The 25,106-nt window shown below is 40.0% G+C and carries 24 protein-coding genes, 2 tRNA genes, 1 other RNA gene and 1 pseudogene; 5 read left to right on the forward strand and 23 right to left on the reverse strand.

What is annotated here, in order from left to right; genetic code table 11:
- Window positions 1-43 precede the first annotated feature (43 nt).
- Genes HMPREF2634_RS03480 through rsgA form a run of 5 tightly spaced genes read right to left on the reverse strand, consistent with a single transcriptional unit; the run spans window position 44 to window position 4,411 of the window.
- Window positions 44-988 (reverse strand): 3'-5' exoribonuclease YhaM family protein, encoded by a 945-nt coding sequence (locus HMPREF2634_RS03480; protein WP_003026457.1) that lies wholly within the window; start codon window positions 986-988, stop codon window positions 44-46.
- Window positions 978-2,234 carry a DNA recombination protein RmuC gene (locus HMPREF2634_RS03485; protein WP_021002145.1) on the reverse strand — a complete coding sequence of 419 codons (1,257 nt, stop codon included), beginning with the start codon at window positions 2,232-2,234 and terminating at the stop codon, window positions 978-980. Before HMPREF2634_RS03485 ends, HMPREF2634_RS03480 begins: the two co-directional genes overlap by 11 nt.
- A 1-nt stretch (window position 2,235) precedes the next feature.
- The gene (locus tag HMPREF2634_RS03490; protein ID WP_003026461.1) at window positions 2,236-2,868 is read right to left on the reverse strand and encodes a thiamine diphosphokinase; all 633 of its coding nucleotides are present in this window, start codon (window positions 2,866-2,868) and stop codon (window positions 2,236-2,238) included.
- Window positions 2,861-3,520 carry a ribulose-phosphate 3-epimerase gene (gene rpe / locus HMPREF2634_RS03495; RefSeq protein ID WP_003026463.1) on the reverse strand — a complete coding sequence of 220 codons (660 nt, stop codon included), beginning with the start codon at window positions 3,518-3,520 and terminating at the stop codon, window positions 2,861-2,863. Before rpe ends, HMPREF2634_RS03490 begins: the two co-directional genes overlap by 8 nt.
- A gap of 12 nt (window positions 3,521-3,532) precedes the next feature.
- Complete coding sequence (rsgA, locus tag HMPREF2634_RS03500) at window positions 3,533-4,411, reverse strand: ribosome small subunit-dependent GTPase A (RefSeq protein ID WP_021002146.1); 879 nt, start codon at window positions 4,409-4,411, stop codon at window positions 3,533-3,535.
- Window positions 4,412-4,521: 110 nt separating this feature from the next.
- Here rsgA and HMPREF2634_RS03505 point away from each other — a divergent pair.
- Both HMPREF2634_RS03505 and HMPREF2634_RS03510 read left to right on the forward strand, forming a co-directional pair.
- A tRNA-Leu gene (locus HMPREF2634_RS03505) sits at window positions 4,522-4,604 on the forward strand.
- Between the two features lie 125 nt (window positions 4,605-4,729).
- Window positions 4,730-4,818: transfer RNA gene (locus HMPREF2634_RS03510), tRNA-Ser, on the forward strand.
- A gap of 59 nt (window positions 4,819-4,877) precedes the next feature.
- Here HMPREF2634_RS03510 and rsmA read toward each other — a convergent pair.
- The 16 genes from rsmA to HMPREF2634_RS03595 all read right to left on the reverse strand — a co-directional run bounded on the left by rsmA (window position 4,878) and on the right by HMPREF2634_RS03595 (window position 18,957).
- Window positions 4,878-5,753: a 16S rRNA (adenine(1518)-N(6)/adenine(1519)-N(6))-dimethyltransferase RsmA gene (gene rsmA, locus HMPREF2634_RS03515; RefSeq protein WP_003032206.1), complete on the reverse strand. Its 876-nt coding sequence runs from the start codon at window positions 5,751-5,753 to the stop codon at window positions 4,878-4,880.
- A gap of 18 nt (window positions 5,754-5,771) precedes the next feature.
- Complete coding sequence (locus tag HMPREF2634_RS03520) at window positions 5,772-6,488, reverse strand: hypothetical protein (protein ID WP_021002147.1); 717 nt, start codon at window positions 6,486-6,488, stop codon at window positions 5,772-5,774.
- Window positions 6,478-7,059 carry a ribonuclease M5 gene (gene rnmV / locus HMPREF2634_RS03525; protein WP_003032230.1) on the reverse strand — a complete coding sequence of 194 codons (582 nt, stop codon included), beginning with the start codon at window positions 7,057-7,059 and terminating at the stop codon, window positions 6,478-6,480. Before rnmV ends, HMPREF2634_RS03520 begins: the two co-directional genes overlap by 11 nt.
- Window positions 7,060-7,640: 581 nt before the next feature.
- The gene (locus HMPREF2634_RS03535) at window positions 7,641-8,417 is read right to left on the reverse strand and encodes a TatD family hydrolase (protein ID WP_021002149.1); all 777 of its coding nucleotides are present in this window, start codon (window positions 8,415-8,417) and stop codon (window positions 7,641-7,643) included.
- A gap of 132 nt (window positions 8,418-8,549) precedes the next feature.
- Window positions 8,550-8,684: a 50S ribosomal protein L34 gene (gene rpmH / locus HMPREF2634_RS03540; RefSeq protein WP_003026476.1), complete on the reverse strand. Its 135-nt coding sequence runs from the start codon at window positions 8,682-8,684 to the stop codon at window positions 8,550-8,552.
- A 146-nt stretch (window positions 8,685-8,830) separates the two neighbouring features.
- Entirely contained in the window at window positions 8,831-9,472 is a 642-nt protein-coding gene (locus HMPREF2634_RS03545) for a hypothetical protein (protein WP_021002150.1), read from the reverse strand.
- Window positions 9,473-9,565: 93 nt separating this feature from the next.
- Complete coding sequence (gene jag / locus HMPREF2634_RS03550) at window positions 9,566-10,603, reverse strand: RNA-binding cell elongation regulator Jag/EloR (protein WP_003026480.1); 1,038 nt, start codon at window positions 10,601-10,603, stop codon at window positions 9,566-9,568.
- 12 nt (window positions 10,604-10,615) lie between these two features.
- Entirely contained in the window at window positions 10,616-11,431 is an 816-nt protein-coding gene (locus tag HMPREF2634_RS03555) for a YidC/Oxa1 family membrane protein insertase (protein ID WP_003030587.1), read from the reverse strand.
- Window positions 11,415-11,774, reverse strand: a complete 360-nt coding sequence (rnpA, locus tag HMPREF2634_RS03560; RefSeq protein ID WP_003030605.1) for a ribonuclease P protein component — start codon at window positions 11,772-11,774, stop codon at window positions 11,415-11,417. The genes HMPREF2634_RS03555 and rnpA overlap by 17 nt, the downstream gene beginning before the upstream one ends.
- A 253-nt stretch (window positions 11,775-12,027) precedes the next feature.
- On the reverse strand, window positions 12,028-13,539 hold the full coding sequence (gene glpK / locus HMPREF2634_RS03565) for a glycerol kinase GlpK (protein WP_021002151.1): 1,512 nt from the start codon (window positions 13,537-13,539) through the stop codon (window positions 12,028-12,030).
- A gap of 153 nt (window positions 13,540-13,692) precedes the next feature.
- Entirely contained in the window at window positions 13,693-15,042 is a 1,350-nt protein-coding gene (locus tag HMPREF2634_RS03570; RefSeq protein ID WP_003026484.1) for a glucose-6-phosphate isomerase, read from the reverse strand.
- A gap of 310 nt (window positions 15,043-15,352) precedes the next feature.
- Window positions 15,353-15,451, reverse strand: an RNA gene (ffs, locus tag HMPREF2634_RS03575) — signal recognition particle sRNA small type.
- Window positions 15,452-15,477: 26 nt separating this feature from the next.
- Window positions 15,478-16,020 carry a hypothetical protein gene (locus tag HMPREF2634_RS03580; protein WP_021002153.1) on the reverse strand — a complete coding sequence of 181 codons (543 nt, stop codon included), beginning with the start codon at window positions 16,018-16,020 and terminating at the stop codon, window positions 15,478-15,480.
- Window positions 16,017-16,484 (reverse strand): tRNA adenosine(34) deaminase TadA, encoded by a 468-nt coding sequence (gene tadA / locus HMPREF2634_RS03585; protein WP_021002154.1) that lies wholly within the window; start codon window positions 16,482-16,484, stop codon window positions 16,017-16,019. The genes HMPREF2634_RS03580 and tadA overlap by 4 nt, the downstream gene beginning before the upstream one ends.
- A gap of 11 nt (window positions 16,485-16,495) precedes the next feature.
- A complete protein-coding gene (locus tag HMPREF2634_RS03590) occupies window positions 16,496-17,395 on the reverse strand; it encodes a restriction endonuclease (protein WP_080655064.1) in 900 nt (299 codons plus the stop codon).
- A 269-nt stretch (window positions 17,396-17,664) separates the two neighbouring features.
- Window positions 17,665-18,957 carry an adenylosuccinate synthase gene (locus HMPREF2634_RS03595; protein ID WP_021002156.1) on the reverse strand — a complete coding sequence of 431 codons (1,293 nt, stop codon included), beginning with the start codon at window positions 18,955-18,957 and terminating at the stop codon, window positions 17,665-17,667.
- A gap of 289 nt (window positions 18,958-19,246) precedes the next feature.
- Here HMPREF2634_RS03595 and gshAB point away from each other — a divergent pair, with 289 nt between their 5' ends.
- Window positions 19,247-21,499, forward strand: coding sequence for a bifunctional glutamate--cysteine ligase GshA/glutathione synthetase GshB (gshAB, locus tag HMPREF2634_RS03600; RefSeq protein ID WP_021002157.1), 2,253 nt, complete (start codon window positions 19,247-19,249; stop codon window positions 21,497-21,499).
- A 91-nt stretch (window positions 21,500-21,590) separates the two neighbouring features.
- On the opposite strand, the gene HMPREF2634_RS03605 is transcribed toward gshAB, so the two are convergent.
- Together HMPREF2634_RS03605 and HMPREF2634_RS03610 are read right to left on the reverse strand one after the other, a co-directional pair.
- Window positions 21,591-22,148 carry a GNAT family N-acetyltransferase gene (locus tag HMPREF2634_RS03605; RefSeq protein WP_021002158.1) on the reverse strand — a complete coding sequence of 186 codons (558 nt, stop codon included), beginning with the start codon at window positions 22,146-22,148 and terminating at the stop codon, window positions 21,591-21,593.
- Between the two features lie 122 nt (window positions 22,149-22,270).
- Window positions 22,271-22,522 (reverse strand): annotated as a pseudogene (locus HMPREF2634_RS03610) (alcohol dehydrogenase); the annotation flags it as partial.
- Window positions 22,523-22,834: 312 nt separating this feature from the next.
- Here HMPREF2634_RS03610 and HMPREF2634_RS03615 point away from each other — a divergent pair.
- Together HMPREF2634_RS03615 and HMPREF2634_RS03620 are read left to right on the forward strand one after the other, a co-directional pair.
- On the forward strand, window positions 22,835-23,653 hold the full coding sequence (locus HMPREF2634_RS03615) for a coiled-coil domain-containing protein (protein WP_021002159.1): 819 nt from the start codon (window positions 22,835-22,837) through the stop codon (window positions 23,651-23,653).
- Window positions 23,654-23,670: 17 nt separating this feature from the next.
- Complete coding sequence (locus HMPREF2634_RS03620) at window positions 23,671-24,942, forward strand: toxic anion resistance protein (protein ID WP_021002160.1); 1,272 nt, start codon at window positions 23,671-23,673, stop codon at window positions 24,940-24,942.
- Window positions 24,943-25,106 lie beyond the last annotated feature (164 nt).

A 25,106-nucleotide genomic window follows, 5' to 3' on the forward strand; every position in this document is an offset into this window, starting at 1 on the left:
AAAAACGAACATTATTTTTGCAATAACATTCGTTTTTCGCTTTTTACTTATCAAAATTAGGCTTATAGAAAGAGCGGTTGTCCATAGCAAAGATTCGATTGGTCATCTCACCCTCGCCAACCAAGGCTAGAGCCGAAGTCATCATCATCATTTCCGCATCTAAATTGTCAATCATGTGGATAATTTCAGCTTCCATGATTTTCGGACGGACAGGACTTCCATATTCCAACAAGCCATGGTGGCTTAGCAGAACATGACGGAGAACAATGACATCTTCTTTTGTGTCGTCAATTTTTAATTCTGCCAACACCTTTGTTATTTCTTCATCAATCAAAGCGATGTGTCCGATGAGATTGCCTCGAACGGTGTATTCTGTTTGCTCTGGGCCTGTCAATTCCAGCACCTTTGCTAAGTCATGGAGCATAATTCCTGCATAAAGTAAACTCTTATTTAATTGCGGGTAAATCTCACCAATAGCATTTGCCAGCCGCACCATAGTCGCAGTATGAAAAGCAAGTCCTGCCTCAAAAGCGTGGTGATTGGTTTTCGCTGCTGGATAGGAGTAAAATTCTTTATCGTATTTAGCATACAAAGCCCGTACCACACGCTGCCAAACTGGGTTTTCAATTTTGAAGATCATTTGTGACAGATATTCACGTAGTTCTTGGACATCAACTGGTGGTTTTTCCTTAAAATCAGCTGGATTGTTTGGCTCGCCAACTTTAGGCAATCGCAAGGTAATTTGATTGACTTGAGGGGTGTTGTTATACACTTCTCTGCGCCCTTGCATGTGCACGACTTTTCCAGCAGTAAATTCTTCTACATTGTGAGGTTGAGCATCCCATAATTTTCCTTCAATCGTTCCCGTATCATCTTGAAAGGTAAATGCCAAATAATTTTTTCCAGCCCTTGTCTGACGTAGTTCAGCGGATTTGATGAGATAAAATCCCTCAAACAGCTCGTCTTTTTTCATTTGGTTAATCTTCATATTCTTCCTCTTCATCTTGGAAATCTAGCAGACCATTTAAGTCCGACTTGTCCGAAATTTCAATATGACGCAAAGTTCGCTCGATAGCATTGGTTCTGCGCGTCAGCAATTCATCAATATTGCCAGAAGCGTGTTGCAAATGTTTTTGCGCCTTGAGCAAAATGCCACCAAATTTATTAAATTCTGATTTGACATTGCCCAAAACCTTGCTGATGTCATCTGCACTTCTTTGAATGTTGAGCGTTTTAAAACCGACCGAAAGCGAATTGAGTAGGGCAGACAACGTAGATGGTCCTGCAACCACAATCTGCTCGTCTCGACGCAAACTATCAAAGAATTCCGGATTGCGAACGACTTCTGAATAAAGCCCTTCCGTTGGTAAAAACATCACGCCAAAGTTTGTTGTTGCAGGAGGCGCTAAGTATTTCTTATTGATGTCCTTGGCAAAACGTTTGACACTAGCCAACAAAGACTTGCGGTACAAATCAATCTCTTCTTTGTTTCCTGACTCATAAGCATCCTCTAAGCGATAGTAGTCAGCAAGCGGAAACTTGGAATCAATTGGCAAATAAATGTATTCTTTTTCTACTTGCCCCGGTAATTTAATCGCGTACTCTACGCGTTCACTAGAGCCTGCAACTGTCGCAAATTCGCGTTCGTACTGGCTCGGTGTCATGATATCTTCAATAATCTGACCGAGTTGCAATTCACCTAAAATTCCACGCGTTTTGGTATTGGAGAGCACTTTATTTAGAGTGCCCACATCACGCGCTACATGTTGCATCTCGCCTAGACCACGATTGACTGACTCCAACTGTTTAGAAACCGTTTCAAAGGAGGTTTGCAACCGCGTCTGCAGCGTTTTCTCTAATTTTTCTTCCACTGTTTGGCGCATTTGTTCTAAACGACGGTCATTTGACTCTTGAATCTGGCGCATTCGTTCGTCTGTCTTATCACGATTTTTGGTTAGATTCTCGCTTATCTCTAACCGCATTTCTGTTAAATTTCGATGTAAATCCGTGCGCACCTCTCCCAAACGATCTCCCAGAGCCAATTCCAGCTGTTGCTGTGCTAGAAGGCGTTGCTGTCGCTCCTGCTCAAAACGGTAATCCAACTGATCAGATAATTGATCGGCTTGATCTTCAAAAATCTTCTTCGCTTGATCTGTCTGTTGCTGATTCTTTTGCCACAAAAGAAAGGTCACAATAAGATTTCCCAGCAATAAGAAGATGATTACAAACTCCATACTAACTCCTGTCTTTGCTATAAATGATAATAACATAACCCGATTGGCACTCTAAAAAAACGGGCTCATCTATAAATTCGTTAGAAGCATACACTTTTTTAAAAAAATAATTGGATTCGTTTAAAGGATATTTGGCGCCTTCAATGCTCAACCGACTATTGTCCGCAGGCATAAAAGCTAAATAGTTCATACCAGCCACTGGCTTTACCTCGTGCCGCCCTTGAGGACAATAGCAGAGCTGATTTTGTGCATTGCACAGTCGAATTTGCTGCATATAAGGAGTAATTTCTGGATTACTCGGCAAGAAAATATTTGCCAAAGTATGATCCAAGCGCCCGCCAAAAGCACCAAAAATCGTCACTTGCGCCTGTGGAGAACGTGCAAAAACAGCTTTGACAGCCAACTCTAAATCCGTATCATCTTTTTCAGGTTGTGCTTGAAGTACCTCTTTCGATTGAGAACAAATCAAAGCCAACTCTTCCTCCGAAACAGAATCAAAATCACCGACCGCTAAATCTGGGCAAATGCCTTGTTCAATGAGAAACAGGCTTCCTCTGTCCACTCCGATAAAAATGTCAAAATCCACTTGAAAACTATCTATCATCCCGCCAGCAAAAAGAGCAATTTTAGTCATGCAATGCTTCTTTCAATGTTTGAACCTGATGAGCGACATCTCCTTTGAAAACGTAACTGCCCGCTACAAAGACATTAGCACCAGCTTCTTTAGCAATGCCAATGGTTTCATCATCAATACCACCATCTACTTCAATATCAAAGTCTAGTTGGTTCACTTCTCTCAAAACGACTAATTCGCGTACTTTATCCATTGTTTCTGGTAGAAAAGCTTGCCCACCGAAGCCTGGATTAACAGTCATAACCAAGACTTGATCAACCAAATTCAAAACATTTTTCACCGCTTCAACGGGCGTTCCCGGATTGATAACAACACTTGCCTTGACACCAGCTGCCCGAATCTTTTGCAAAGCTCCGTGAATATGCGGCGTTGCTTCAGCATGGATACTGATAATATCTGCACCCGCACGAGCAAAATCTTCAATATGGTGTTCTGGATTGGAGACCATGAGATGACAATCAAACACCAACTTACTATGTGGTCGCATGCTCGCTACCACACCCGCACCGAAGCTGATATTGGGAACAAAATGTCCGTCCATAATATCAATATGAGCGTAATCTGCCCCTGTGGCTTCTAATTTTTTCAATTCTGATTCAAAATTAGCATAGTCTGCACTTAAAATAGACGGTGCAATTTTATATGATTTCATTTGGCTTCCTCCTCACTTAGGTTGCTTCTTGGCTACTTTTTTATAGGTTTCACGACGATGTTCAATTTCACTCAAAAATTGCAAGTAATTCTCAAAACGAAAGGCTACAATCGTTCCATTTTCAACAGCAGGTTTCACTGCACAGCTCGGTTCATGCGTATGAGTACAAGTTCGGAATTTGCAGCCACGACTGACTTCGGCAATTTCAGGAAATGCTTGATTTAAATCCTCTGCATTGTCCACTTCATAATCCAAGGAAGAAAACCCCGGAGTATCCGCAATCTTTCCTCCATTAAGATTGTAAAAACTGACAGCTCGTGTCGTATGACGACCGCGACCTAAACTCTCTGAAATCTCACCCGTCTCTAACTGTAAATCCGGTGCAATTTTATTGAGCAAAGTGGATTTGCCAACTCCTGTCTGCCCCATGAAAACCGTCTTTTTACTTGTCAAAAATGGCAACAGTTCTGCGACTGTTTTGGCAGTATCATAACCAATCGCTTGGTAAACATCAAGAAAAGCATCTAGCTCTTTGTCGTCCTCCAACAAATCCAATTTACTGATATAGATAATCGGCCGAATAGCTTTTTGTTCCAAGAGAACTAAAAATCGATCCAACAGATTAGGATTGAAATCTGGCTCTTTGGCACTCATTATCACGACAGCCTGATTGATATTAACGATGGGCGGCCTCACTAGACTGTTTTTTCGCTCTGCTATTTTTAAAATGTATCCTTCAGAATCTTTCTCAGCAGAAAATTCGACCTCATCTCCCACATAGGGAGTTTGACCTTTCTTGCGAAAATTCCCTCTGGCTCTGGTCTGATACACCTTACCTTCTGACTCTACATAATAGAAGCCAGCCAAGGCTTTCACAATTGTTCCTTTCAAATGAACTCCTTTAACCTTAATAAGTTCATTATATCAAAAAAACAAGTATTTTGCTTTTTAGTGCAAAAAAATGATGAAAAACATCGCTAATGTGGTATAATAGATACCGAGCGGAAATGGCGGAACGGCAGACGCGCATGCTTCAGGCGCATGTGTCCATTCGGACGTGAGGGTTCAAATCCCTTTTTCCGCATTTTTATTTTGTTAGGTGTTTTGGTATTGCAGCTTATGCTGCGCTTTGTCTTCTCGCCTAAAACGAAATAGCCTATTTTGAATGCTTCTATCGAGCCCATTCAAAAATTGCTTATTCTAAATTTTGGAAAGGTGGCCCAGCTTGGTACGGCACCGGACTCGAAATCCGGCAAATGGATTTTATTCATGCGCGGGTTCAAATCCCGTCCTTTCCTTATGAAAAACCTCACTAAGATGAACTTAGTGAGGCTTTTTGTTTACAATATTATTCAACTCATCTGAATCCCTCGTCATATAAGCTATCTGCTAAACGTGCAAATTCTTGCAAATTAAGCGCTTCTCCTCGTACACTTGGAGATAACTCAGCATTGTCCAAAGCGGACTCTAGCTTTGTTTTGACTTCATTAGACTTCCCAAAATAACTGGTCAGATTATTCCAGAGGGTTTTCCGGCGGTGGGTAAAACTAGCTTTTGAGACTTTGAAGAAGAAAGCTTCATCCTTGACCCCAACTGCTGGCTGGTCTCTGCGAACCATCTTGAGGATAGCCGAATCCACATTTGGAGCAGGAACAAAGACTGTTCGTGGTACGATAAAAGCGACCTTAGCTGTCATGTAATATTGTACAGCTATTGACAAACTACCATAAGACTTACTATTGGGCTGCGCCGAGATGCGATCAGCTACTTCTCGCTGCATCATCACAACAAATTCACTAAAAGGAATGCCACTCTCAATCAAGTGCATGAGGATAGGAGTGGTAATGTAGTAGGGTAGGTTGGCCACCACTTTGATAGGAAGACTTGGATTGGCAAATTCCTTGATTCGGACTTGCAAGTCTGACTTAAGAATATCTTCATTGACCACGCACACATTGTCAAAATCCCGCAGAGTATCTGCCAAAATCGGCACCAAGCGCTCATCAATTTCAAAAGTCATAACTTCGGCTGCATTTTCTGCCAAAAACTCAGTTAGAGCTCCGATGCCTGGTCCGATTTCGATAACATTAACATTCTCATCAATCTCAGCTGTGTCCACAATTTTTTGTAAAATATTGGTATCGGTCAAGAAATTCTGACCGAATGATTTTTTAAAAGTAAAACCATGACGCTCAAGCACAGCTCGCGTCACACTATAATCCGCAATTCTCATAAATCTCTTTTCTATCTATTAGCTGAATAAAATATATAAAATTCGCATAATTCCCAGCACAAGCAAAATCCAAAATGCCAGATGAATACGGCGTTTAGTTTCTGTTGAAGTAGATTCAGTCACATCAGTCATTTGCTTGTTTTTTTGATTTTTACGTTTCTTAAACTCATCTTGGTAAGCAACCGAATTTAGAATATTATCTACTGGCAGCATGTCTGAAGCATAATCATCTGGGAAACCCATAGCTATCCCAAGCAAATCCTCGTCCGCTAAAGAAAAATCTAAATCTTCTGGTCGATTTTGCTGAATAGCTCGGACATTTTTTAAAAGTTTGTCAAAAGCAATAGGCAACTCGTCCATAGAAATAATTTCTAAAACGTCAAATCCTAGCGTATCGCCCTCTTTGATATTTGCAGTAATGTAACACACAAAGTCATCGTACAGTTGCAAAGTCTGTGGAGCATGCTGCTCTAAAAAGGAGCGATTGTGACGAGCATTCTGATGAAAGTTTTCATCAGAAAGAGCAATCCCCGTATCCTGTGTCCGATAAAATTCTTCTGTCTTCTCTTTATCTTCTTTTTCAAGCTCTTCTGCTTTTTGCCACAAATCAATAGCCGCTTGCAGCTCTTCTTCACCCCAAAATAGTTGCCAGAAATAAGGAATCGTATAAATTCCCTCCGCTAAAACACGTGTCTCATCTCCGTTTTTTAAATAAATATAGCTTCTATTTGCCATGTCGATTCCTTTCGTACTCTTTCATCACATTTTCAATATCTGTCAATCCAATCCCAAACAATTCTAGTCGTTTAAGCAACTGTTTTCCATTTGAATAGCCAATGCGGAGTTCTTCTCCTAAAAATTCACGACGTTTGCGGCTGTCATTGCCTGCCAGAAATCCTAAGCGAATCAAATCTGAACGTGTGATATCAAAATCAGTCGTTTTTTCAAAATTCTTAGTCACCTGCGAAAGAGCTATCCTCAAATCTTCATAAGAAGCATGCTCAATACCTAATGATTTTCCTTTACTTTTAGACTTGGGAGCTGCCTCATTGCGCTTTAAAAAAGCATGCTGAACGCTAGGAATCTCTGTCATAATCATTCTACGAATCCGCTCACCATTGACATCTGGATCGGTAAAAACGATCACTCCGTGCAAGTTATGGAGATGTTTGATGCGTTGAATGTCTTTTTGACAAATCGCAGACCCTCTCGTTTCATAAGTTTCTACGTCAAAGTATCTTTTAAGGTTAGCTGTATCATCTCGACCTTCTACAACGATGACTTGAGAAATTTTTATTTTTTCCATATTACTAGTTATTATCCAGAAATTTAGACAGCTTGATTCGCAAACAAATAGTATATGTTACTATCCACAAAACAAGCAAATACACAATGTTTACAACGATTTGTGTTTCATCTTTATACGCCAACATATATGGAGCTAAATTGCTTGCTAAATATTTAATACAACTTTCAAAACAATTGAGAAAACCCAATATATCAAATAAGTTTAGTATTTCAATAATGTTTTTGATTGCATCCCAAAATTTTAGTAAGGCATTTAGAGGCAGATACCAAAGTAATATATATATCATAGTTATTGGGTAACTCTTCATAATTTTAAAAAATTCATTTGATAGTAATTTAAAGAAAAAAGCATCGCTCCCACATAAATCATTGCGTTCTTTATAACCAAATAAAAATTTTCTTACAGTTAAGACATCACGGCATCGATATATATACCAATAAATACTAATCCATATTAGTGTAACAATAGTTAATATTGGTTTTATCAAATTTCCAATAAAAAACGACATAACATATAAAATAACATATATAAGACCAAAATATAGATTAACTTTAAAAGTTGTATTAGTTTTCATCCAATTAAATATATTCAATTCCAAATATCCTTTCCGCATTGGCAGTTGTTATCGCTGCTAGCTCTTCTGTTGTCATCCCACGCAAATCAGCGATAAAGTCCACCACATAGCGAGTATAAGCCGTCCGATTTTCACGACCACGCTTTGGAACAGGAGCTAAGTAAGGTGCATCCGTTTCAACTAGGATTTTGTCCAAAGGCAGTTTTTGCGCAGCTTCCTGCACATCTACAGCTTTCTTAAACGTGACCACACCCGAAAATGAAATCATCATACCAAGTTGGATAAAGCGCTCTGCCATTTCCAAAGAACCTGAATAAGAATGCATAATGCCCCCACGAGGACCCACACCCTCGCTTTTAATAATCTCATATGTGTCGTCCAAAGCATCACGAGTGTGCACTACAAAAGGCAAGTCCAAATCTTTTGACAACTGAATCTGCCGCCGAAAAACACGCTCTTGCGCTTCTTTCGGTGCTGTCATCCAATGATAGTCCAGACCAATCTCACCGAGGGCAATAACTTTGGGATCGTGCAAATGACTGATAAGCATGTCCTCAACTTCCTGCGTATAAGAACCTGCCTCCGTCGGGTGCCAGCCAATCGTACTGTAAAGTTCGTCATATTGACGAGACAGCGCAAGCGACTTTTCAATGGTTTCTGCATCAAATCCCACAATATTCATCTTTGTGACACCTAACTCGCGTGCAAAAGCAATTTCTTCAGATTCTTTTCCTGCGAAATTGTCCACGTTGAGGTGTGTATGCGTATCAAAAATTTTCATCATTCATTCCTCTTTATATCAGTTTCTATTATATCAAAATCTCGTGGTAAATGCAGATTGTCTCTTTGTTATCCAACAAAAAAACCAGCGGTCTCGAGTTTCCGTTGGTTCTTCATCTTGTATTCGTTTGGATTATGCAGCCAAAACTTTGCGTCCTTTACGACGACGGCTAGCAAGTACGCGACGACCGTTTTTAGTTGCCATACGATGACGGAAACCATGTTTGCGCGCACGACGGATTTTACTTGGTTGATAAGTACGTTTCACTTTGAATACCTCCTCTTAGATTCTTGTATTCGTTTAGCCGGCTATTGTGATCAGTTACTAAACATACTTTATTATTCTATATGATTCTAAGCCTTTTGTCAATAGCAGCGCGAAATTGTTTTTGCTAAAGCCTCAAGAAAGTTTGTCTAAACCTCGTACAATTCTCTGGTTGCCTCATAAAAAGGAATGAGTGTTATCATAGCATCCTGAAGCTCATCCAGAACTTGCCTTATTGATGTGGCTTGGGCTAAATCTACATCGTATTTCACTAAGACTTTACGGACTTGCCCTGTTTTTACTTGTTGGCTCAAATACTGTCGATTTTCTTCTGTTCCAGCAAATCGTTGACTGACACCATTTATTTGAGCCAAGTAATAAACCGGAGTTGCGATTGGCACCTGCAAGACTCGATTTTGCTTCGTCAGACTGGTTTCATCTTTCTTGCGCTCGATAAAGCTGACTTCTAACGATACTCCAAAATCTCTTGGCTTCCCATATAAACGCAGCGCAAACATTGGTTCTGTGATATCGCCATAACCACACAAATAGTTCCAAAAATGGGGACGCAAAATTTGAGCTTGATTCATCCAGTTGCTGGTACGCTCCAGAGTTAATTTTGGATAAAATCTTTGAAATTGCTTAACCAAGTCCGAAAATTCCGCGCGTGCTGCCTGACCTTTCTGTTTGAGATCAAGCATCATTTCTCTCAATTCTCCCGCTTTATCAGGAGAAATATATTTATGTCCTTGTAATGCTAAGTAAGTTTCAATAGCTGAAAAAATAGACATGTAAGCTCCTTTCTTCTCAATCTCAAGCAACGTCAATTAGTGGACTAAACGGAAAGAAAGACTGAAAAGAAATTCTTCTCAGTCCTTAGTTTATTATTCACTGTCAATATCCACAACAACATAACGGTTTGGTTCGTCACCCTCTGAATAGCTGGTAAGCCCGTCCATTTTAGAAATAATTCGGTGAATAATTTTCCGCTCATTGTTAGACATAGGATCAGTCTTTTGACTATGTTGGTATTCCAACACACGATCAGCTAGCTTCTGAGCGTAGCTTTGTAGAACTTCTGCTCGATGTTCTACATAATCATTGACATTGATAGAAATGTAAAAGCTCTTAGAATAGCGATTATAAAGATAATTCTGTGCCAATAATTGAAGAGCTTTTAGCACTTTCCCGTGATAGCCAATAATGCGACCAGGCTCATTGGTATCAATCTGCATATTGATTGTCCGACGATTATGAGCACTTGCAATGCTAGCTTCAACATCCATTTCGTCCACGATGTTTTGCACATAGCCCGTCACACTCGCAACAACTTCTTCAACATCATAATTTTCTTCCACTTGAATGCCCAAATCTTCAAAATCAGCCGGCTCTTCAGCTATCGGTTGGACTTCCGAGCGCTTTTCTACAGCCTGGTCAAAAGAAATAATCTTGTCAGTTGTCTTTTCTTCTTGAGCGACCGATTTTTGAAAATTTACGATGTCACTATCTTTCAATAAGTCAATTGTGCCTGTTTCTTCAAGAATCGTGCTGGCTTCTTTTTCGTGCTTCAAAATTTCAGCTTTGACATCATCTGAGATTTCTTTGCCTTCTCCTTCGATTTTTTTAATGGCTGCAACAACATGTCCTAAGTCAACAGTTGCTTCACTCACGCTTTTAACGGGCTCATTTTGAGCATTGATTGCTTCCGGAACACCTTTGACAGCTTTTTGGTTAGCTTTTACTACAGTTGTTTCGTTAATAGGTTCCACATCAACTTGGGCTAATTTCTTGCCAAATAATCCTAAAAATCCTTTTTTCTCACGAGAAATCACTTTGATATGTGCTTTCATCCGTGGAATATCTAACTCGCGCAAGCCATTTTGAATGGCTTCTTCAACACTCGCTCCTGTAAATAATACCATACAAGTGCCTCCTTACTTTCTCTTTTTTTGTGCTTTACGATAAGCACGTTTTTTCTTTTCTTCACGTTCCCGCTCAGCAGTCGCTTTCGCTTCTCTTTCTGCAATGATTTTATATGGATTGCTCAGTAAAAGCGTTTGGAACACTTGATACGCGTACGATGTGCTCCAATACAAAGCAACCCCACTTGCTACACTCATAGCAAAGAAGAAGACAAACAGCGGCATGATAAACATCATTCCTGTCATCAAACCATTGCGTTCCGCCATTCCTTTATTGCTCAACCAAGTACTCAAAAAGGTGAAAACAGCTGCTAAAACTGGCAAAATATAATAGGGATCTGTCGCGCCCAGATTCAGCCATAGAAAGTGCCCTACTTTAAGAAATTCAACACGCGTCAAAGCATGATACAAGGCAATCAACACAGGCATTTGAATAAGCAAGGGCCAAAATGATGCCGATGGCTTTACTCCTAATTCCTTATACAGCTTTTGTGTTTCTTCTGCCAAACGACTGCGACTTTCCATGTCGCGTCCTGGATACTTCGCCTGCAATTCTTTCACTAACGGCTGCGCTTCCTGCATTTTCCGAGAAGCATTGATCTGCAATTGGAAAACAGGCAAAAGAACTGTCCGAATAATCAATGTGAAAAGGATAATCCCAATTCCTGTACTTCCATTGAATGACAGGAAACGAATCGTTACGGCGAAGAAATAGACAAATCTCTCCCATAAATCCGGCGAACTCGCTGTGACCTCACTCGTCCCACACGCCGTTAAGATGAGCGAAGCTAAAACTAAAAGCCCCGCCAGTTTACTTTTCTTTTTCACTACTCAAACCTTCCTGATAAATTTTTGCTATTTTTAGTACATGAAGCAAATTTTGCTCTAATTCTTGATAAGTCAGAATTTCCACACCTTTGCGTGCAATAACGACAAAATCAAGCGCTGCTAACTCTGCTTGATGAGCTATCAAAACGTGTCGAATACGGCGTTTAATCTTATTGCGCATGACCGCATTTCCTAGTTTTTTACTGACAGATATTCCTACTCGAAAGTGTTTTTGTTTCTTTTCTAATTTATAAATGACGAATTTTCTATTGGCAAAACTTTGCCCACTTTTGAAAATCGCATTAAAATCTTTCTCGCTCTTGACGCGATAGCTTTTCTTCAAAACTCAACTCCATCTACCAAAATTATATCTATTATACCATAATTTTCAAAAAAACCAATAAGAGCAGGCATATTCACCATTTTACTCTATCCAACTGATACAAAACGCATGTAATTCACTCTTAGTCTGAAAATTTAATGCTAAAAGAGTTAGTAAAGTAAAGAAGAGCGACTAAGATTGGCTCCTAATCCCTCTTCTCGTATCTTATACTAAATGATTACCGACACTTGTAATTCATAGTTATATTTTTCAACTATTTGCTAGATTCTTTTGCAAAAAATTGCGTGGCTGCAACTGCTGCTTTCCAGCCTTGGTACAATTTTTGGCGCTCCGCCTCTAGCATCGCAGGTTGGAACGTTTCCCCAACCGCATTTAATGTTTTTAGCTCCTCCATGTCTTTCCAATAGCCGACCGCAAGACCGGCCAGAAAAGCTGCTCCAAGAGCCGTTGTTTCCAAATTTGCCGCACGCGCTAACTCAATTCCCAGAATATCTGCTTGAAACTGCATGAGGAAATCATTCATGGCAGCACCACCATCTACCTTCAGGACTTGGATAGCTGTATCTGTGTCCATTTGCATCGTATCAATGATATCGCGCACTTGATAAGCAATGGATTGCAGAGTTGCCTTGATGAAGTCTTCTTTACTTGTTCCACGCGTCAAGCCAAAAATAGAACCTCTTGCTTCTGGATCCCAATAAGGCGCTCCAAGTCCCGTAAAGGCTGGAACAACATACACTTCATTTTCATTGGTGGATTTTTTTGCATATTTCTCAGATTCAGGTGAGCTAGCAATCATACGAAGACCGTCACGAAGCCACTGAATGGCACTACCCGCAATAAAAATCGAACCTTCCAAAGCATAAGTCACTTTGCCATTTATCCCATAGCCAATGGTCGTCAAAAGATTATTTTTGGATAAATTGCACTCCTGACCAGTATTCATAATGATGAAAGATCCAGTCCCATAAGTATTCTTCACCATTCCCGGCTCAAATGCTAATTGCCCAAAGAGAGCAGCTTGCTGATCGCCTGCCATTCCTGCAATCGGCACTTCTCCACCATAAAAATGATAAGGTGCTGTTTTACCGTACATTTCTGAGTTCGAGCGAACTTCTGGCAACATCGCTTTAGGAATGTTGAGTAAGGACAAAATCTCATCATCCCATTGGAGCTCTTTGATATTGTATAGCATCGTCCGCGCTGCATTTGAATAATCAGTCACATGAGCTGCACCATCCGTTAATTTCCAGACTAACCAGGTATCAATCGTACCAAAGAGCAATTCTCCTCGCTCTGCACGTTCCTGCGCTCCCTCTACCTGATCTAAAATCCAGCGTACCTTGGTCGCAGAGAAATAAGCATCTATGATCAAACCTGTTTTTTGATGAAAGAAATCTACATATCCATCTTGCTTGAGCTTTTCTGCTAAAGGAGCTGTTTGCCGAGACTGCCAGACAATGGCATTGTAAATGGGTAAGCCCGTTTCTTTATCCCATACAACTGTTGTCTCCCGTTGATTGGTAATGCCGATTGCTTCAATCTCTGTGGGCTTGATGCCACTTTCAATAAAAGCATTTGCAATGACCGACTGCACAGAATTCCAAATCTCATTTGCATTGTGCTCAACCCAGCCCGCCTGTGGAAAAATCTGAGTAAACTCTTTTTGACTCGTGGCAACCTTCTCACCTTTTTTATTGAAAATAATCGCCCGCGAGCTGGTTGTCCCTTGGTCAATCGCCATAATATAGGTTTCTTGTGACATAAAACGCCTCCATTGTATGTTCTGCCTTTATTATACACAATAAAGCGCTTTCTTTCTATTCTTTTCTCCTGTTTTTTGTGAAAATTTCACTTAAACTCTATTTCAAGCATATAAAAACGACTTCCTTCCAGAAGCCGTTCCTTTATTTACACATTACAAACGAGCGTTCAATTCTTTGCTCAATTCTTCAAATCCTGGTTTTCCAAGAAGAGCAAACATATTTTTCTTGTAAGCTTCTACACCTGGTTGGTCAAATGGGTTAATAGCATTCAAGTAGCCAGAAATAGCAATAGCCAACTCAAAGAAGTAAATAGTATAGCCAAGAGTAAAGGCATCTTGCTCAGGAAGCGTCACATACATATTTGGCACGTCACCGTCAGTATGAGCCAGAAGTACACCGTCTGTCGCTTTCTTGTTAACAAAGTCAACATCTTTTCCTTGAAGATAGCCGAGTCCGTCCAAGTCTTCTGCCAATTCAGGAATCGTTACGTTTTTGCGTGGTTTGTCCACACGGACAACTGTTTCAAACATAATACGCGCACCTTCTTGGATAAATTGTCCAAGAGAGTGAAGGTCTGTTGAGAAGTTAGCAGATGTTGGATAAATACCTTTTTGGTCTTTTCCTTCTGACTCACCCGCTAATTGTTTCCACCATTCTGAGAAGTATTGCAGAGAAGGTTCATAGTTAACCAAAATTTCAGTTGCATAACCTTTGCGGTAAAGGATATTACGAAGAGCTGCGTATTGATAAGCTTCGTTTTCTGCAATCTTGTCTGAAGTGTAGTCTTTACGTGCTGCGTTGGCCCCTTCCATAAGGGCTTTGATGTCAGCGCCTGATGCAGCGATTGGAAGCAATCCAACTGCTGTCAATACTGAGAAGCGTCCACCGATGTCATCTGGAACCACAAATGTTTCCCAACCGTTAGCATCTGCTTCAACCTTAACAGCACCTTTTTGGCGGTCAGTTGTCGCATAGATTCGTTTGTTAGCTTCAGCTTCACCATATTTCTTAATCAAAAGTTCTTTGAAGACACGGAAAGCAATGGCAGGTTCTGTCGTTGTCCCTGATTTAGAAATCACATTAACTGAGAAATCTTTATCTGAAACGTATTCCACCAAGTCTGCAAGATAAGTAGATGAGATAGAGTTTCCAGCATAAAGGATTTGTGGAGCTTTGCGTTCTTCTTTGGTTTGCAAGTTTGCAAAATGATTGCTCAAGAAATCAATCGCTGCTTTCGCTCCAAGGTATGACCCACCAATCCCAATCACGACCAAAACATCGCTGTCTGATTTGATTTGTTCTGCTGCTTTCAAAATGCGAGCAAATTCTTCTTTGTCATAGTTTTCTGGAAGGTCAAGCCAGCCACGGAAGTCACTTCCTGCACCAGTTCCTTTGCGCAATAGTTCATCTGCTGCAGAAACTTGTGTTTGCATATAGTCCACTTCATGTGGTGCAACAAATTTTCCAAGAACGTTTGAGTAATTAAACTGAATATGTGTCATTATAGTCCTCCAATTTTTCTTCCCTACTATGATACCGCTTTACCACTTTTTTATCAAGCAATTTTCTTGACTAAAACGTTTCCAAATTGTTTTTTTATAGTTAACTTTCAAAAATCGCAATCTCATACCAATCTTGAAAGCAATCGTTTGCGTAAATAGTAAAAAAGTAAAAAAACGCTTTTAAATTTAAGTATGAACAAATTTTATCTAACAGCAAACTATAATCCGCACTCTAGAATAGCTATTGGAGAGCATAATTCCCACTCCTGCCAAACTATTTCTATATTCCATTTCGCTTTTTAAGTTCGTTTTTGCAAAGCAAAAAAGAGCACACAATTCACACTCGCTTAGGGCTGCTGGATTCCTCCCCTGACCCGCTTCACGCAGAATTGTTGCTCCGATAAGTATTATACCATAAATTTGTTTTTGTGCCAATTAAGATTTTCCTTTTTTCCAAAAAGAAAGGAAAAATAAGCAGATGAATAAACCTAGAATCGCTGGTACAACAATCGTTAAACCAGCTCTACCACTATCTAGATAGGACCAGATCATTTTCAAAAAGGCCGTGATAATTAACAGTAATGTCAACAATTTCCAACTATGGAGCCAAGTTGCTCTAATCAGAAGTAGAAAGAAACTAATTACCAAAAAAGCAAACAAAACTTTTTTGAGATTCCAATCTGCCTGCAAGAAATCTTGCTCGTAAGCTAGAAACTCTTTTACCAAAGGAGAGGTTGTCTTTGGCACCCAAAACCAAATCATACTGGTAAAGAGAGCAAAGATGCTAGCAAAAATTCCAAGAAGGCTCTTTCGATAAGAGAAATAGATAATCGGTAAAATGAGAATCGGGCGGATATACCAAGATAGCTGGTTTTGATGACGTGTAAAAGCCCAAGCTTGAAATTCTACATTGCCTATCAGCAACCCAATAAACAGCAATGTTAAAAGAAAGAACAAAGCACTTAGCCAATGTTTCATTTTTGTCTCCTCTTCCTAAAAAAATCTTGCATCATCTGAGCACATTCTGCTTCCAAAATCCCACTTTCAAGCTCAACTCGGTGATTGAGCCGTTCATCCGTTAGAATATCATAAAGGCTGCCGGCTGCGCCGAATTTTGGATTCTTTGCACCATAGATGACTTGCGGAATCCGTGCTAGCCCAATTGCTCCGCTGCACATGACACAAGGTTCAATAGTGACAAAAAGGGTCGTATCCAGCAGACGCCAGCTATGCTCATGCTGATTGGCTTTCTCAATCGCCATCACTTCCGCATGCATGACCGCTCGCTGCAATTCCTCACGTGCATTATGTCCACGACCGATAATCTTCCCGTCCTTGACAATCACACAGCCAATTGGAATTTCATCATGGTCAAGTGCAATTTCTGCTTCTTTCAAAGCCTCCCGCATAAAAAATTCTTTTTCTTCAACTGTATAGTTCATCTTTTAACCATCTAATCCTCTGTATGATAAAAATCTCCTAATTCATAAGTCGTGACTTCTCTGACATGAAGTTTATATTTGGCAACTAGATCCGCAATATCTTCTCCATTAATTAAAGTAATGACTCTAGTTCCTTGACGAGCTGCTTCAATGGCACTTCTTGAAAAATCAGAAGTTGTAATAAAAATACCATATTCTGCATTGTATTTATCCATTGCACCGCGGAATTTATCAATCTCCGGAGAAGGAACATTGTTTTCCCAACGCTTTGCTTGGATAGCTACACGATTGGTTCTGAAGTCATCTGTACTAGTAATATAGCCAAAACCATCTAAACCACCATCATTAGTATAACTAACCCCAATTTTTTCATCTAGTTTGACACCCATCTCCTTGACTAGACCACGAGCAAAAGTTTCAAATTTTTGTGGTGACATAGATTTTAAAGCTCTTGTCAACTCAACTCTCCAATTTTCTTTTGAGTCATCTAGTGAATGTTTAAGTTCCTTTTCAAAGGATAACTTGAAGAATTGTTTTGACTTCTTCTCATTTTTCCAAAATTGAATGGCTTTCTGTTGAATATCGCTAGCAAAATGCTCATCCAGTTTCACTTTTCTACCTAATTCTGTCAATTCAAAAGTCGATTGCTTTGGTTTAGAAAGATAGCCCGTGATAAGCAAACTTTTGGTAGAAAAATTAAAAGTGTAATCACTAGGTTTATAAATTTTTCCACTTTTTTGAGACACTTTTTCTTCCTCAAAAAAATTATCATCTATCGTATTTTCTCCCTTTTTAATAGCATCTAGCAACTCTCGTTTGGTTGCATAGCCACCTAGCTTTTTTAAATTCCTGATAATTTCACTTATCATTATTTTTTCCTGTTCTTTATTAGACAAATCTGTAAAGTTCATCATTTATCTCCTTTGCTCTCCATTTATTATATCATGTTATAAACCTGAAAATATAAAAAAGCCACCTTTCGATGGCTTTCAGGAGATTATTATGAAAAAGTTTAGGATTTCTATCAAATAAAGTTAGGAGGTCTTCATCTGATGGTTTTAGTATAACCTAGCCAGCTTAAAATTAACTTAAGAAGAGACGTATTATTTAAAAATTTTTAAATTCTTTGTTTTTTACGCATAAAAAGCGAGCTTGAACTCGCTTCCGATTATAATTTCTATTACAAACTTGACCAAACACTTTCTAAAATATTGGTTTGTTCACGACCTGGTCCAACAGAGAAAGTAGAGATGCGGACACCGACAAGTTCACTCACACGGCGGACGTAGTTGCGTGCATTTTCTGGCAACTCTTCTAAACTGCGAACACCTGTAATGTCTTCTGACCAACCTGGTAATTCTTCATAGATTGGTTTGCAGCGCTTGAGTTGCTCTAAACTAGCTGGGTAATGGTCAATGCGCTCACCATCTAAGTCGTAAGCTACACAGATTTTAACTATATCCAGTCCTGTCAAAACGTCAATTGAATTGAGAGAAAGGTTAGTAATACCAGATACACGTCGGCTGTGGCGCATAACAACCGAATCAAACCAACCAACACGGCGAGGACGTCCTGTTGTCGTTCCATATTCATGCCCGACTTCACGAATGCGGTTGCCTACTTCATCAAATAGTTCTGTCGGGAATGGCCCGTCACCAACACGACTGGTATAGGCTTTGCAAACTCCAACAACCTTGTCAATCTTGCTTGGACCCACACCGGAACCAATCGTCACACCACCTGCAACAGGATTAGAAGAGGTAACAAATGGATAAGTGCCCTGGTCAATATCTAGCATAACTCCCTGCGCTCCTTCAAAAAGGACACGTTTACCTTGATCGAGAGCATCGTTCAAGATAACCGACGTATCGGTCACGTATTGTTTAATCTGCTGACCGTATGCGTAGTATTCTTCAAAAATATCGTCAAATTGGATAGCTGTGCTGTCGTAGAGTTTTTCAAAGAGACGATTTTTTTCAGCTAAGTTGCGCTCCAAACGTTCTCTGAAAATATCCTTATCCAAAAGATCAGCAATTCGGATTCCCACGCGAGCTGCTTTGTCCATATAAGCTGGACCAATTCCCTTAATAGTCGTTCCGATTTTGTTATCACCTTTAGCTTCTTCCTGTAAGCGATCTAACTCAATATGGTAAGGAAGGATAACATGGGCACGATCTGAAATCCGAAGGTTATCTGTCGTGACACCCTCCTCGTGCAAATAAGCCAATTCCTTTACAAGAGACTTGGGATTGACTACCATTCCGTTTCCGATAACAGAGATTTTCTCTGGGAAGAAAATACCGGATGGAATCAAGTGCAATTTATACTTTTTACCGTCAATTACAATGGTATGACCGGCATTGTCTCCGCCTTGATAACGGGCAATAACTTCGGCATTAGCTGAAAGGAAATCTGTAATCTTTCCTTTTCCTTCATCTCCCCACTGGGTTCCTACAACTACAACTGATGTCATAATTTTGTCTGAGCTAAGCGCTCGTCCTTTCTTGTCTACATGGCAGGAGTTTCACCCGCAATTATGTCTTACACTTTATTATAAGAAAAATTCCTTCTTTTTTCAAGATAAGACTATCGCAGTTGTTTGCAAATGACGAAGTTTGAGTCCCCCTCTTTTGGAAAATTCTTATCCTATCTAAAATAGAATCGTTTTCTTTTAAAAAAGGTTCGGAAAACGTAGTAGAAATTTGTTTTCTGAGCATTTTTATAATAGACTAAAAGTATTAGAAAATAAACAGGTATTTCCCATGAACATCAATCACTTATTCGAAAAATTAGCAACAGATGCACCTATTTTACAAGCTACTTTCGGATTGGAAAGGGAGGGCTTGCGCATCAATCAAGACGGAAAATTAGCTCAAACTCCTCATCCCCAAGCATTTGGCAACCGCAATTTTCACCCGACGATTCAGACCGATTTTAGTGAGCAGCAATTAGAACTCATCACCCCGATTGCAACTTCTACAAAAGAAGCAAGGCGTTTTCTCACTGCTATTACCGATGTAGCTGGACGCACCATCCAAAAAAATGAAGCAATCTGGCCACTCTCTATGCCCCCAAAATTGTCGCCAGCAGAAATTCAAATCGCTCATTTAGAAAACGATTTTGAGCGTCATTATCGAGAAAGTTTAGCAAAAAAATATGGAAAAACGCTACAAGCTATCTCAGGCATTCACTACAATGTGGAATTGGGAGCCGACTTGATCCAAGCTCTTTTCAAGGTCAGTGATTACAAGAATATTCGTCTGTTTAAAAATGACCTCTATCTCAAATTGGCTCGAAACTTTTTACGTTTCCGCTGGTTTCTGACCTATTTATACGGAGCAGCACCAATTGCTGAGGAAGGATTCTTGACAAGGGAGATTTCTCAGCCTGTTCGCTCTATCCGCAATAGTGATCTTGGTTATGTCAATGATCAAAAGATTCATATCTCTTATGCCTCACTAGAATCTTATGTGAGCGATATAGAGAAATACGTAGCACAAGGCGATTTAATTGCCGAGAAAGAATGCTACATGCCTGTTCGTTTCCGTGGGCAAAAAGAAAATCGACTTTACTTAGAAAAAGGAATCACCTATTTAGAATTCCGCTGCTTTGACCTCAATCCTTTTGAGGTGCTGGGAATCAGTCAGGAGACAATGGACACGGTTCATCTCTTTTTGCTTGCCTTGCTCTGGCTCGATGATATAGCAGAACCTGATGAACTTCTAAATCAAGCCCATGCTCTAAATGAGCAAATCGCTCTTAGCCACCCTCTGGCTCCGCTACCAGTTGAAGCTAATACCGACTTACTTCTTGAATCCATGCAAGCTGTTATTCATCATTTTGAACTAAGTCCCTACTATCAAAACTTGCTTCAACATGCAAGAAATGCAGTAGCTGATCCCAACCTGACCCTTGCCGCTCAGCTCTTGCCTTATCTTCGAAACCAGTCTTTAGAAGCCTTTGGTTTAGAAAAAGCCAAAGAATACCACAACTACGCTTGGCATGCACATTATGCGCTAAAAGGCTATGAAAATATGGAACTCTCCACTCAAATGCTCCTCTTTGACGCTATTCAAAAAGGAGTGCAAGTAGAAATCTTAGACGAAAGTGACCAGTTTTTAAAGCTTCAACATAAAGATCATATCGAGTATGTCAAAAATGGCAATATGACCTCAAAGGACAACTATATCGTGCCTCTTGCGATGGCAAATAAGACAGTAACTAAGAAAATTTTATCTGCTGCTGGCTTTCCTGTTCCTGCTGGAGCTGAATTTTCCACTCTGGAAGAAGGAATAGCTTACTATCCCCTTATCAAAGATAAGCCGATTGTTGTCAAACCCAAATCCACCAATTTCGGGTTAGGAATTTCTATTTTTCAAGCACCTGCCAATCGAGACAGTTACCAAAAAGCATTGGAGATTGCCTTTTCAGAGGACAGCTCTATCCTTGTTGAGGAATTTATCGCAGGAACCGAATACCGTTTCTTTATCCTAGACGGAAAATGTGAGGCGGTGCTTCTGCGCTTAGCAGCCAATGTTGTAGGAGACAGTCGGCACACCATTCGAGAACTGGTAGCTTTTAAAAATACCAATCCTCTACGAGGGCGCGACCATCGCGCTCCACTGGAAATGATTGAGCTTGGTGAGATTGAGCTGCTCATGCTAGCCCAGCAAGGTTATAAAGCAGATGATGTCCTACCACAAGGAATTCAAGCCTTTCTTCGCCGTAATTCTAATATTTCTACTGGTGGAGATTCAATAGATGTGACTGAAACCATGCACACCTCCTATAAGGAACTAGCGGCAGAAATGGCAACTGCTATGGGAGCTTGGGTCTGTGGTGTGGATTTAATTATCCCAGATAGCACACTTCCAGCCAGCAAAAATGAGCCCCACTGCACCTGCATTGAGCTGAATTTCAATCCATCCATGTATATGCACACTTATTGCGCAGAAGGTCCCGGTCAAAGCATTACACCTAAAATTTTGGCCAAACTTTTCCCAGAAATCCATTAAATACTAAATACACTGTAAAACGAGCTGAAAACAACAGCTCGTTTTTTAGGTAGATCAACGAAAAATAGAAATATTCGATAGTGCTTTTCAGCTACTCCCAGTCTCTTCCATGACCATGCTTGATTTCAAATTCAAAATAACCATCTTCTTGGATTTTTTTGAAAATGTCCCGATAGGCTTCTTCATCAAAAAACGGTCCTTTATAAAGAATTTCAAAACTTAAACCGTCGTATTCTAAGTAGGCATGTGAAGAGCGAAAGCCGTTTCGCCGATAGAAATCCATACGAGCTTTTCGCTGTTCCAGATTATCACAAGGCTCGTCAAGGCGTTCTACCTCTAAAACCATGGTCCTTTGATAAAAATCCACCAACTTATCAATAATTTTGCCGCCATAACCGTGACTGCGCAAATGAGGCATAATCGCAAAAAAGCTGATATAAAAGGCTCTTTCATTGTAAACTGAAAAGGCAAAACCGACAAATTCGTCGCCATCATAAAAGGCAAAGAAATGGGAATATTCCCCATCTCCATATCGCAGCAACTCCGATAGCGGTGCACGCTCCTCCTCAGGAAAGGCTTCTGTATTGAGTTGTTCTACTTTTTCTAAATCCGGAAATTCAGCTGTAATAATCTGACTGGTTAAAGACATGATTTTCTCCCTTTTTAACTGCTTTTCTTTTATTTTATCAAAAATGAAGGTATTTGAGAACTATTGAACTAAAATTCACAATCATAAAAGAGGCCGGATTCTACCAACCTCTTTCGGAACTCTTAATTCATCACAATCATCGCTTTAATCGTTTTTCTATCAGCCATGTCTTTGTAGGCTTGGTCAATGTCTTCTAATTTGTAAGATTGAGTGAAAACTTTACCAGGATTGATTTGACCATATAGAACTGCTTTTAGCAAGATTTCTTTGTCATAAGTTGTACAAGAAGCCGGTCCACCAGCCATTGCCAAGTTGACCATCCAGTAGTCACCTATGTTGATGTCCCCTGTATGTGGCACACCGACGCGTCCGACAAATAGCATCTAGACGCGTAACCTCTCTTACCTCCATTTTTCCTGGTTCTACAAAAACTGCTGCTTTCATCTTATTGTTCCTTTCTCTATTAAAAAGATGATGCTCCACATTCATCAAAAAGATAAAATATTTACACTTTTATTATATACCTTGGAGTGCACTCTAAGTCAAGAAATTTTTGAAAAATCTGAGCAGTCCATGATTATTTTCAACTAAACTTTTTATTAAACATATCGTTCAGTACCGTCTTTTATACATTTTTATGCTAAAATAGACTTAGAAATTTCAGAAGAAACGGGATTAGATAATTTATGTCCAGAAGAGATTATAGAAATGTACGTTCTAGAAGATGGATTGGTATACTACTTATTTTTATCGCAGTCGGTATTATTATGCAGTACCTCATCCCGATCCTCTTTGCTGTCGGTATAAGCTACGGAATTTACTACTATGCAACCCATAAGCCGAAAAAAATCACAGGACCTAGCGCCAGTCAGCAAATTGAAGATTTGAAAGAGGAAATCGGTGCCGCAGATAGTCGAATCAAACAATTAGATGCTTATCTAGAAGAAAAGGCTTATGAAAAATACCAACAGTTGGCCGAACAGCTCTTGCCTCAATTAAGCTATATCCAAGATCGGACTGATACCTTGAGAAAACATATCTCACCTGAGATTTACCAGCGGATTCAACGGAAAGTGCAAGACGTAACAGCAGACATTCATGCTCAACTTTACAACCTCCGCACGCAAGATGCTGAGAGTACAAAGTCAAGCCTTGAAGAATTAGCACCAGAATTGCTCGAAACCATTCACAATATCCAAACCGACCATGAAGCTATTCTCAAGAAAATTTCTCAGTCAGAAAGCAACAACAAGGAAGAATTAACTGCGATCCATCAATCTCAAATGGAGCATTATGAGGATATTTTGGAGGGCTACCTAAAAATCAAGACCTCCCCGAAAGATTTTTACAATGCTGAGGAACGGCTCTCTAGTGCCAAAGCGGCTATTGAGCAGTTTGATTTAGACTTGGATGAAACACTCCGTCAGCTCAACGAGGCTGATTTACGAGATTTTGACATCAGCTTGCGGATTTTAACTAAAAAAGAGACGAACACAGAACTATAACATCAAAAGGAGACCTTATGAGCCAAGAATTTAACTTCGACATTGACAAAATCGCTAACAATGCCATTACGAAAACGGATAAAACCACCGAGATTATTGAATCAACCAAAACCCAAGCAAATGGGCAGTTAACTTTTTTGGAGAAATTAACTCCTGAACAACAAAATGCTATCATGGCAAAAGCCCCACAGTTGGTAGATAACTTTATTTCTGACCAGAATGCTCTTTTAGATTTTGGACAAGCCGCGGTCGAAGATGTTAATAACACTGTCAACCGTATTTTAGCCGAGCAAAAGAAACTTCAAATCCCACAAGTCGATGAATTGCTAAAAAATACCAATAAAGAGTTAAATGGTTTTGTTGCTAAATACAAGGATGCTCAAATTGCAGAACTAGATAAAAAGCCAAATTTCTTAGAAAAACTCTTTAAACAAAGCAAGAATACCTTGCAAGAGTTCTATTTTGATTCACAAAATATCGAGCAAAAAATGGATAGTATGGCTGCCACTGTCGTCAAGCAAGAAGATCTGCTCGCACGCAATATCGTTTCTGCCGAAATGTTAATTGAAGACAACACCAAATCCATTGAAAATCTAGTCGGTGTCATTTCCTTTATCGAAGCCAGTCAAAGAGAAGCCGGTGCGCGTGCCTTGACTCTTCAAAATGAAGTGGCACAATTAGATACCGCCACTCTAGATTACCAAACCAAATCACAAGAATTGGCCCGCTTGACTGAAGTTGTCAATACATTGGAACAGCAACACACTGAATACATCAGCCGTCTGTATGTTGCTTGGGCCACTACCCCGCAAATGCGTAATCTCGTGAAGGTGTCTTCTGATATGCGCCAAAAACTCGGCATGCTCCGTCGCAACACCATTCCGACCATGAAGCTCTCTATTGCTCAACTAGGTATTTTGCAACAATCAATGAAATCTGGTCAGGTAGCGAACGCCATTTCTAATGCCAACAATGCAGCGCTTCAAATGCTGGCTGAAACCAGCAAAGAAGTCATTCCACAAATGGAGAAAATCTCGCAGAATCCAACAATTACAGTCGAATCTGTTACTAAGTTGGCTGAAAGCTTAGTTGCTCAAAACCAAGGTATTATCGAAGCCATTGACAAAGGACGGGAAAAACGCGCTCTCCTTGAAGCGACTGTGATCCAATCCGCTGAAACTATTAACGACTCTGTTAAACTACGCGACCAAAAGATTATCCAGGCTTTGCTAGATCAGGGAAAAGAAACTCAAAAAGAAGTGGATGAACGGACTACAAACGAAAGCTAATGGACTGGAAATAGAGTCTGAGACAAAAGTTTCCTAAATTCTTACGATATGCTATTTTTTCATTGAAACGAAATTGACGAGGCTGTTGTCATTCCTTGCTACGCAAAGAATGACAACAGCCTCGTCAACTATGCGGGGTGGGACAACAAAATCAATTTCTTACG

The organism is Streptococcus sp. HMSC034B03, from assembly GCF_001838575.1.
Lineage (GTDB): Bacteria > Bacillota > Bacilli > Lactobacillales > Streptococcaceae > Streptococcus > Streptococcus anginosus.

Coding starts and splice junctions, on each gene's coding strand:
- HMPREF2634_RS03480 (WP_003026457.1), bottom strand. CDS start 988: ATGAAGATTAACCAAATGAAAAAAGACGAGCTGTTTGAGGGATTTTAT.
- HMPREF2634_RS03485 (WP_021002145.1), bottom strand. CDS start 2,234: ATGGAGTTTGTAATCATCTTCTTATTGCTGGGAAATCTTATTGTGACC.
- HMPREF2634_RS03490 (WP_003026461.1), bottom strand. CDS start 2,868: ATGACTAAAATTGCTCTTTTTGCTGGCGGGATGATAGATAGTTTTCAA.
- rpe (WP_003026463.1), bottom strand. CDS start 3,520: ATGAAATCATATAAAATTGCACCGTCTATTTTAAGTGCAGACTATGCT.
- rsmA (WP_003032206.1), bottom strand. CDS start 5,753: ATGAGAATTGCGGATTATAGTGTGACGCGAGCTGTGCTTGAGCGTCAT.
- HMPREF2634_RS03520 (WP_021002147.1), bottom strand. CDS start 6,488: ATGGCAAATAGAAGCTATATTTATTTAAAAAACGGAGATGAGACACGT.
- rnmV (WP_003032230.1), bottom strand. CDS start 7,059: ATGGAAAAAATAAAAATTTCTCAAGTCATCGTTGTAGAAGGTCGAGAT.
- HMPREF2634_RS03535 (WP_021002149.1), bottom strand. CDS start 8,417: ATGAAAATTTTTGATACGCATACACACCTCAACGTGGACAATTTCGCA.
- HMPREF2634_RS03545 (WP_021002150.1), bottom strand. CDS start 9,472: ATGTCTATTTTTTCAGCTATTGAAACTTACTTAGCATTACAAGGACAT.
- jag (WP_003026480.1), bottom strand. CDS start 10,603: ATGGTATTATTTACAGGAGCGAGTGTTGAAGAAGCCATTCAAAATGGC.
- glpK (WP_021002151.1), bottom strand. CDS start 13,539: ATGTCACAAGAAACCTATATTATGGCGATTGACCAAGGGACAACCAGC.
- HMPREF2634_RS03570 (WP_003026484.1), bottom strand. CDS start 15,042: ATGACACATATTCAGTTTAATTACTCAAACGTTCTTGGAAAATTTGTT.
- HMPREF2634_RS03580 (WP_021002153.1), bottom strand. CDS start 16,020: ATGAAACATTGGCTAAGTGCTTTGTTCTTTCTTTTAACATTGCTGTTT.
- tadA (WP_021002154.1), bottom strand. CDS start 16,484: ATGAACTATACAGTTGAAGAAAAAGAATTTTTTATGCGGGAGGCTTTG.
- HMPREF2634_RS03590 (WP_080655064.1), bottom strand. CDS start 17,395: ATGAACTTTACAGATTTGTCTAATAAAGAACAGGAAAAAATAATGATA.
- HMPREF2634_RS03595 (WP_021002156.1), bottom strand. CDS start 18,957: ATGACATCAGTTGTAGTTGTAGGAACCCAGTGGGGAGATGAAGGAAAA.
- gshAB (WP_021002157.1), top strand. CDS start 19,247: ATGAACATCAATCACTTATTCGAAAAATTAGCAACAGATGCACCTATT.
- HMPREF2634_RS03605 (WP_021002158.1), bottom strand. CDS start 22,148: ATGTCTTTAACCAGTCAGATTATTACAGCTGAATTTCCGGATTTAGAA.
- HMPREF2634_RS03615 (WP_021002159.1), top strand. CDS start 22,835: ATGTCCAGAAGAGATTATAGAAATGTACGTTCTAGAAGATGGATTGGT.
- HMPREF2634_RS03620 (WP_021002160.1), top strand. CDS start 23,671: ATGAGCCAAGAATTTAACTTCGACATTGACAAAATCGCTAACAATGCC.